The organism is Piscinibacter sp., from assembly GCF_050175855.1.
Lineage (GTDB): Bacteria > Pseudomonadota > Gammaproteobacteria > Burkholderiales > Burkholderiaceae_C > Piscinibacter.
Genome location: NZ_JBFXIO010000375.1, coordinates 1 through 5013 on the forward strand (window position 1 = coordinate 1; position 5013 = coordinate 5013).

General features: G+C 67.7%; 6 protein-coding genes. 1 reads left to right on the plus strand and 5 read right to left on the minus strand.

The features are described 5' to 3' along the window. The 4 genes from AB7U92_RS21730 to AB7U92_RS21745 all read right to left on the minus strand — a co-directional run. Positions 1-568: amidohydrolase (locus AB7U92_RS21730; protein WP_428581987.1), on the minus strand; the 568-nt coding region annotated here is incomplete at its 3' end. Beyond that, entirely contained in the window at positions 568-1551 is a 984-nt protein-coding gene (locus AB7U92_RS21735) for an ABC transporter permease (RefSeq protein ID WP_428581990.1), read from the minus strand. The genes AB7U92_RS21735 and AB7U92_RS21730, both read right to left, overlap by 1 nt. A 101-nt stretch (positions 1552-1652) precedes the next feature. After that, a complete protein-coding gene (locus tag AB7U92_RS21740; protein WP_428581993.1) occupies positions 1653-2375 on the minus strand; it encodes a DUF3047 domain-containing protein in 723 nt (240 codons plus the stop codon). A 102-nt stretch (positions 2376-2477) separates the two neighbouring features. After that, positions 2478-3509, minus strand: a complete 1032-nt coding sequence (locus tag AB7U92_RS21745) for a porin (protein WP_428581996.1) — start codon at positions 3507-3509, stop codon at positions 2478-2480. Between the two features lie 298 nt (positions 3510-3807). Between AB7U92_RS21745 and coq7 the strand changes: the two genes are divergently transcribed. Then, positions 3808-4425, plus strand: a complete 618-nt coding sequence (gene coq7, locus AB7U92_RS21750) for a 2-polyprenyl-3-methyl-6-methoxy-1,4-benzoquinone monooxygenase (RefSeq protein WP_428581999.1) — start codon at positions 3808-3810, stop codon at positions 4423-4425. 12 nt (positions 4426-4437) lie between these two features. Here the strand turns inward: coq7 and AB7U92_RS21755 are convergent, their stop codons facing one another. Further along, complete coding sequence (locus AB7U92_RS21755) at positions 4438-4860, minus strand: OsmC family protein (protein ID WP_428582002.1); 423 nt, start codon at positions 4858-4860, stop codon at positions 4438-4440. Between the last annotated feature and the right edge of the window lie 153 nt (positions 4861-5013).

The following is a 5013-nucleotide window of genomic DNA, read 5'->3' on the forward strand; positions in this document are numbered from 1 at the left end:
CGATGGTGCCCGGCGGCAGGGCCGGCCAGTTGTGCATCGCGTAGACCGACTCGACTGGAAAGCGCTCGAAAAGACCGTCGTCGATCATCGCCTTGGCGCCGGCAAACCCCTCCTCGCCGGGCTGGAAGATTAGCACCGCGCTGCCGTCGAAATCGCGGGTGGCGGCCAGGTAGCGTGCCGCGCCGACGAGCATCGTCGTGTGGCCGTCGTGGCCGCAGCCGTGCATCAGGCCGCGCTTGGAGGATCGCCAGGCGAAGTCGTTCTCCTCGACGAGCGGCAGCGCATCCATGTCGGCACGCAGCCCGATGGCACGCGTCGACTGGCCGCGCCGGCCGCGCACGATGCCGACCACACCGGTGCGGCCGATGCCTTCGTGGATCTCGTCGACGCCGGCCACGCGCAGCGCTTCGGCCACCCGCGCGGCGGTGCGCTTCTCCTCGAAGCCCAGCTCGGGATGGGCGTGCAGGTCGCGGCGGAAGGCGGTGAGTTCGCCATGCCAGGCCGCGAGGCGCTGGTAGGCGCCATCCGCGGCAGCGCGTGCGTGGGGCGCGGTGGTGGATGCGGCCATCAGTGTCCTCCCGTTCCCGAGGCCAGGCGAAGGCGCGGATCGACGGCGAAATACAGCAGATCGACGACCAGGTTGATCAGCACGAAGATCAGCGCGATCAGGCAGAGATAGGCGGCCATCACGGGGATGTCGGCGAACTGCACCGCCTGGATGAACAGCAGGCCCATGCCGGGCCATTGGAACACCGTCTCGGTGATGATCGCGAAGGCGATCAGCGAGCCGAGCTGCAGGCCGGTGATCGTGATCACCGGCACCAGCGTGTTCTTCAGCGCGTGGCCGAAGTGCACCACGCGATCCGGCAGGCCGCGCGCGCGGGCGAACTTGATGTAGTCGGTGCGCAGCACCTCGAGCATCTCGGCGCGCACCAGCCTCATGATCAGCGCGAGCTGGAAGATCGCCAGCGTGACCGAGGGCAGGATCAGGTGCTTCAGGCCGTCCACCGTGAGCAGCCCGGTGGACCACGGGCCGAGCGCCACCACGTCGCCGCGTCCGAAGCTCGGCAGCACCTTGAGGATCACCGCGAAAACGAGGATCAGCAGGATGCCGATCAGGAAGGTGGGCAGCGACACACCCACCAGCGAGAAAGTCATCATCAGCTGCGACAGCATGGTGCCCCGGCGCAGCGCAGCGTACACGCCCATCGGAATACCGACCAGCAGCGCGATGACCGCCGCCGTCAGCGCGAGCTCCAGCGTGGCCGGCAGGCGCTCGGCGATCAGCGACGAGACCTTGCGGCCCTGCCGCAGGCTCAGCCCGAACTCGCCCTGCACCGCATTGCCAACGAAGGCGGCGAACTGCACGGGAAAGGGCTTGTCGAGGCCGAGGTCGGCGCGTAGCTGGTTACGTTGCTCGGGCGTGGCATCCTGGCCGAGCAGGTTGGTCACCGGGTCGCCGACGTACTGGAACAGCATGAAGGCGATGAAGGCCACCGTGAGCATGACGACGACGGCCTGGAGCAGTCGGCGCAGGATGAAGGCAAGCATGCGGTGATGTCGGTGGGCAAGGCGCCGGCTCGTGACCGGCAGCGCAGTTCAGCAAATTGCGTGCCCCGCGCCAAGCGGGGATGCCCGGATGATGGCGTGATTCAAAGGGCTTTGCCGTCGCGCGAGATCAGGCGCACCTCGCCGTACTGGCCGGCGGCACGGCTGCCGGTGTTGTCGGCATCGGTCATCAGCGCCACGCCGATCAGCGGGCCGGGCTCCTCGCCGAAGGCCAGCCGGTAGTCGGCCGCCAGGTCACGGTCGTACTGCAGCCACTGGCCCAGCCTCGACGGACCGGTCTCGACGACGATCTTTCGCACGCGGTCGGTTCGCGGGCCGACGATCACCGTGCCCGGTGCAGCGTGGTTGTCCCAGGCGTACATCAGCGTGGCATAGGGAGGAGGTTCACCCGTCAAGGCCTGCGCCAGCTCGAACAGCATGCGCGCGCGCGCCGACAGGCGGCCATGATCGCCGTCGAAGGCCAAGACTAGGCGCACGGGCGAATCCGACACTTCGGCCTCGGCAAGGTCGGCCCGCGCGATCAGGCCCGGCACGCGCCAGGAGAACTGCACGCGTGCGAGTTGCGCGGCATCGACGCGCAACCGGCGGCGGAACATGCTGGCCGACGACTCGGCCTGCGCCTGCACGATGAAGCGGCTGCCGTCACGCTGCATCCGATAGACGGTGCTGCGCTTGCCCGGCAGCGCGTAGTCGTTCCAGCCTGCCCAGGGGCCCGCCTGCGCTACCGATGTCACTGGCGCGGAGGTGGGTGGTGCTGAACAGGCCGCCAGTGCGAGCAGGCCGAGAACGATCAGGTGCGACTTCATGGACGATTCGGCGCCGCACGCGGGGGCGCTCCCATGAAAAAGGCCGCCCGAGGGCGGCCATTCGAAGTCGTTCGACTCAAACCCGCGCGAGGCGGGCCGTCATCAGAACGTGTGGCGCACGCCGAGAGCGTAGGCCGTGCTGCGCTCGCCCTTCGCTCCAGCCAGGCTAGCCGCGCCGCTGGCGCTGCCCAGATCGAAGTACAGGTTGGTGCGCTTGCTCAGGTTGTAGTTGTAACCCAGGCCCACCTTGGTGTGCTTGTCTTCAGCAGCCGTCGACGGCACGTCAAGCGAGATGCGCGACACACCGAACTTCAGCACGCCATTCCCCAGAGGAGCGCTGGCGGACAGCAACATAGTCTTGTGGCCGATGTTGCCGTTCGCGCCGGTCTTCGACTTGGCGTAGTAGAACATCGGCTTCACGAAGCCCAGGTTGTAGTGGAGCGCGAAGTTAACGACACCCTGGCCGTCAAAGCTGCCGTCATTGATCTTCTCGTAGCCCAGGCCGGCGTAGACCGGACCCGCGGCGTACTCGACGTTGAAGCCGGTGTTGCGGCCAAGGCCAGACGTTTCGGACAGACCGACCGCGACGTTGGCGGTGAGGCCGCCCATGTTCGGCGTCTTGTAGCCGATGGTGTTCGGCGAACGAGCACCGTTGCCGCCGGGATCCGGGGTCAAGTAGCCCGCCCAGTTGATGGCCGCGCCGGTCTGGCCAACACCGTCGTTGCCGAACGGATCCGACTTCAGTTCGATCCAGAAGGCCGGGGTGTACTCGCGGCCCAGGTAGACGGAACCCGCCGAAGCGCTGGTCAGCTGCACGTAGCTGCGGCCGTTCCAAAAGGTGGTGGAGCTATTCTGCGCACCCGTATCCGGATTGAAGCGGTGCTCGATCTGGAACTGGGCCGACAGGCCGCCGCCGAGGTCCTCGTTGCCGCGGAAGCCAAGGCGCGAGGTGGTCGACTGCTGCATGGTCCAGGCATCACCAGCCGGGCGGCCCGGGTTGATCGCGCAGGGGCTGCAATCGTTGCCCTTGGCGATGCTCATGTCGAGCACACCGTAGATCGTCACCGACGACTGCGCCGCAGCCGTGCCAGCGAAAGCGCCCAGAACTGCGAGAGCGAGCAGAGATTTTTTCATTGCGACTATCTCCTAGGTTGAACAAGAGGTCCCGATCCGCAGACGTCCTCGCGGACAGATCAGGCCGAACCCCCTCAGCGGAAGTTGCCGCGTATTCCACCAGACCCCCCCTCGCCTTGCAAAGATTTAGGGGGTCTTTGGCCTCGGTTGTTGCCTGTGCACAACGAGGTGTAAGCGGCTCATGTGAAGCCCGCAACACGAGGGAAAACCCGTGTTCACGGCCAGCATTGCAGGCCTCCAGGGCGCGTTCGGGCGCCGTGCGGCGCTATCCTCGCCCAAATCGTTCTGTCGACACCTCATGGACCGCCTGCTGATCGCATTGGACACTGCGCTTCGAACCGTCTCCGGCGGCAGCCATGCCGCGCGGGTATGCCCCCGGCCCGCCAGCGAACCGGCGGCGCTGACGGACGAGCAGCGCGAACTGTCGGGCGCGCTGATGCGCGTCAATCACGTCGGCGAGGTCTGCGCCCAGGCCCTGTACAGCGCGCAGGCGCTGGGCACGCGCGACGAAGCGCTGCGCCAGCAGTTCGAGCAGGCCGCACGCGAAGAAACCGACCACCTCGCCTGGACCGAACAGCGGCTGCAGCAGCTCGGCGCCCGCCAGAGCCTGCTCAACCCGGTGTGGTATGCCGGCGCGTTCGCGCTCGGGCTCGTGGCCGCGCGCGCCGGCGATCGGGCCAGCCTGGGCTTCCTGGTCGAGACCGAGCGGCAGGTCGAGCGCCATCTCGAGGGCCACCTCGACCGGCTGCCGGCGCAGGACACGACCTCCCGCGCCATCGTCGAGCAGATGCGGGCCGACGAGGCGCGCCACGCCGACGACGCCCAAGCCGCCGGGGCCACTGCGCTGCCTACCCCGGTGCGCTGGGCGATGCGTGCCGCCGCCAAGGTCATGACGACCACGGCGCACCGCCTCTGAGGCGGCCGCTCCTCAGGCCGGCACGACCTCGAAGCTGGTGGTCATCTCGGCGGTCTTGGCCAGCATGGCGCTGGCCGAGCAGTACTTCTCGTGCGACATGCGGATGGCGCGCTCGACGGCCGCCTCGGGCAGTTCGCGCCCGTTCACGATGAAGTGCATGTGGATGCGGGTGAACACCTTCGGGTCGGTCTCGGCCCGCTGAGCTTCCAGCTTCACCTGGCAACCGCGCACGTCGTGCCGCCCGCGCTTGAGAATCAGCACCACGTCGTAGGCGGTGCAGCCGCCGGTTCCGGCCAGCACCGTCTCCATCGGTCGCGGCGCCAGGTTGCGGCCACCGCCGTCGGGCGCACCATCCATGGTCAGCACGTGTCCACTGCCGGTTTCGGCGAGAAGAGCCATGCCGCTGTCCGGCAGCCAGTTGATCGTGCACTCCATCTGCGTTCTCCTCTCCGACGCACCCCCTCGGTGCGCGCGCCGCGGATTGTGCATCGCGTCACGGCCGCTTCGAGTGGCCTCTCTACGAAGCCCCTGCACTGGTTATTGCGGCGCAGCATGAATAGCCCTACACTGCTTCGCATTCGGCGCTCG